The 2,065-nt window shown below is 66.6% G+C and carries 2 protein-coding genes; one reads left to right on the top strand and one right to left on the bottom strand.

The genetic code is table 11. From position 1 onward, the window contains the following. Positions 1 to 289: 289 nt before the first annotated feature. Entirely contained in the window at positions 290 to 1,549 is a 1,260-nt protein-coding gene (locus ACN269_RS33550) for a transglycosylase SLT domain-containing protein (RefSeq protein WP_421477185.1), read from the top strand. Between the two features lie 21 nt (positions 1,550 to 1,570). On the opposite strand, the gene ACN269_RS33545 is transcribed toward ACN269_RS33550, so the two are convergent. Continuing rightward, a partial coding sequence (locus ACN269_RS33545; RefSeq protein WP_421477183.1) for a helix-turn-helix transcriptional regulator occupies positions 1,571 to 2,065 on the bottom strand: 495 nt, incomplete at its 5' end.

Below are 2,065 nucleotides of genomic sequence, written 5' to 3'. Positions count from 1 at the left end.
TGGTGCATCAAGCAACATTTGGGACAACATCGCCTGGTTGCAGCAGCGGCCCGGCGAGAAGTCGGCGCATGCGGCCCTAACTCATCCCAGAATGCGCCTCGACTATCTAAATGAAATCAAGAGCCGACAGCCCGCCGCTGAAGATCTCTACAATGCGCTGACCGCCGGAGCTTGATGACTATCCATCCATCACGTCTGGCAGACGAACGAGAAAGACGATGACCGGAACTCCTGGGCAATGCTCGGTCGGCACGCCGGTGTTCTCCACCGACAAGGAGGTGTGTCGCCGATGACCCGCACGTCTGTGGACCTGCCGTCCGTCGTCGTGCCGGGGCAGAAGGTCGCCGTCGAAACGGACGACCGCGAGGAGGAAATTACCCAGGAAGCGTCCGCGGCGGTCGCGACCGAACCTAGCCCCGACGAGAAAACGCGCCGATCGGTCCGCACACCTGTCCCCGACCCGCCGGGATCGGCAAAGCCAGCGGCCCGACAACCGAGCCGGCGAGGCATGGGGGCGGGAGCGGCCGCGCCGGGGCTTCTCGGCGCACCGCCGATGATCCCGTTGGCCGCCCCGGTGTCCGCCGGTGCTCCCCAACCGGCCGCCCCCGACCCCGACGAGTGGGCCGATTCGGTCCCGTTCGCCGATCCGTCATTGCAGGCGCTGCAGAACATCTCCAGCCAGTTCGGTTCCGGAACCGCGGCCGTCCCCGATGGGTCGCTGGCATCGCTGTCGAACGGCTTTGACGCCTCCCAGGCGATTCGCTGGGGTCTGGCGGGAGCGAACTACCAGAGCCAAGCCGGCGCCATGACCCGCCAGGCCGACGCCTTGGCGCACCTGGATTCCGAACTTGGCCAGGTGCTCAGCGATACCGCCGACATGGCCAACGGCGGCCGGGCCCAGATCAACGCCATCATCGCGGATGTGAACGCCGCGCTCACCGCGCTGGGCCCGATCCGCAACACCGCGGAGGGGCGGGCGATGGTGCACGACACCCTCACCACCGCGCTCGACCGCGCCGGGATCGCCCTTGCGAATGCCCAGTCCGCGGCGTCCGCGACCGCGCAGGAAGTTTCGGCATTGGTCGACCAGTACGTGAACGACTATGGCGAAAAACCCGTCTATACGCCCTCTCCGGACGCGGGCTATTCGCAGGGGGGCTCCAGCGGCGGCCCACCGGCGCAGGTCCCAAGCGGTGAGGTCGGCCAGTGGATCGACCAGGCTTTGCAGACACTCGCGCAGAATGGCCACGACGTCAGTGCTATCAACCCCGCCGCTGTCGCTTCGATCATCGCGCACGAATCCGGTGGCAACCCGAACGCGATTAATCTGTGGGACAGCAACGCCGCCGCGGGTATTCCGTCAAAGGGGCTGATGCAGACCATCGACCCGACATTCAACGCCTACGCGGTCCCAGGGCATCAGGACGTCTGGAATCCCGTCGACAACATCATGGCTGGCATCCGTTACGCCGAAGAGCGCTACGGATCGGTCGACAACGTGCCGGGGATCGTCGCGATGCGATCGGGCGGAGGATATGTCGGCTACTGATCGCCGCGGGCAGCCGGCTGCTCAGCCTGCCGGGTCGAAGCGGTGTCGCTCTTCGGCGCGGACCCGGTCAGCAAGGTCGTCCGGGACGTGCGCGGCGATATCGGCTCGAGAGGTGATCAGCAGCTTCTGCCGGATGGAGGCAACCTGTGCGTCCACGGTTCGGACGGAGCTGCCGCGCCGCACGGCGATGGCCCGGTTGGTCCAGCCGGCGGCGGCGAGCAGTGCCACATCCTGCTCGGCGGGCGACAATTCGTGCCAACGTGACAGGGTGATCGGTCTGGCCACGTCGGCGATCGGAAGTTTGTCGATGGTGAGTGTGCCGAGGGCAAGTCGCTGGACCTCGTCGAATTCGGGCCTGAGCTGGGTACCGCGCCTCTCTGCGGCTGCGTAGGCGGTTTCACCGAGAACGGAGGTGGCGGCGGCCGCGGCCAACGTGTTGATGAATGCCAACGCCCGGACCTTGTCGGCGTCCACGCCGATAAACGCCCGAAGCGTTGCGAGCCCACCGATGAGATG

This window comes from Micromonospora sp. WMMD736, assembly GCF_049179015.1.
Classification (GTDB): domain Bacteria; phylum Actinomycetota; class Actinomycetes; order Mycobacteriales; family Micromonosporaceae; genus Micromonospora.
This window is presented reverse-complemented; position numbering and strand designations above follow the sequence as displayed.

Coding starts and splice junctions, on each gene's coding strand:
- ACN269_RS33550 (WP_421477185.1), top strand. CDS start 290: ATGACCCGCACGTCTGTGGACCTGCCGTCCGTCGTCGTGCCGGGGCAG.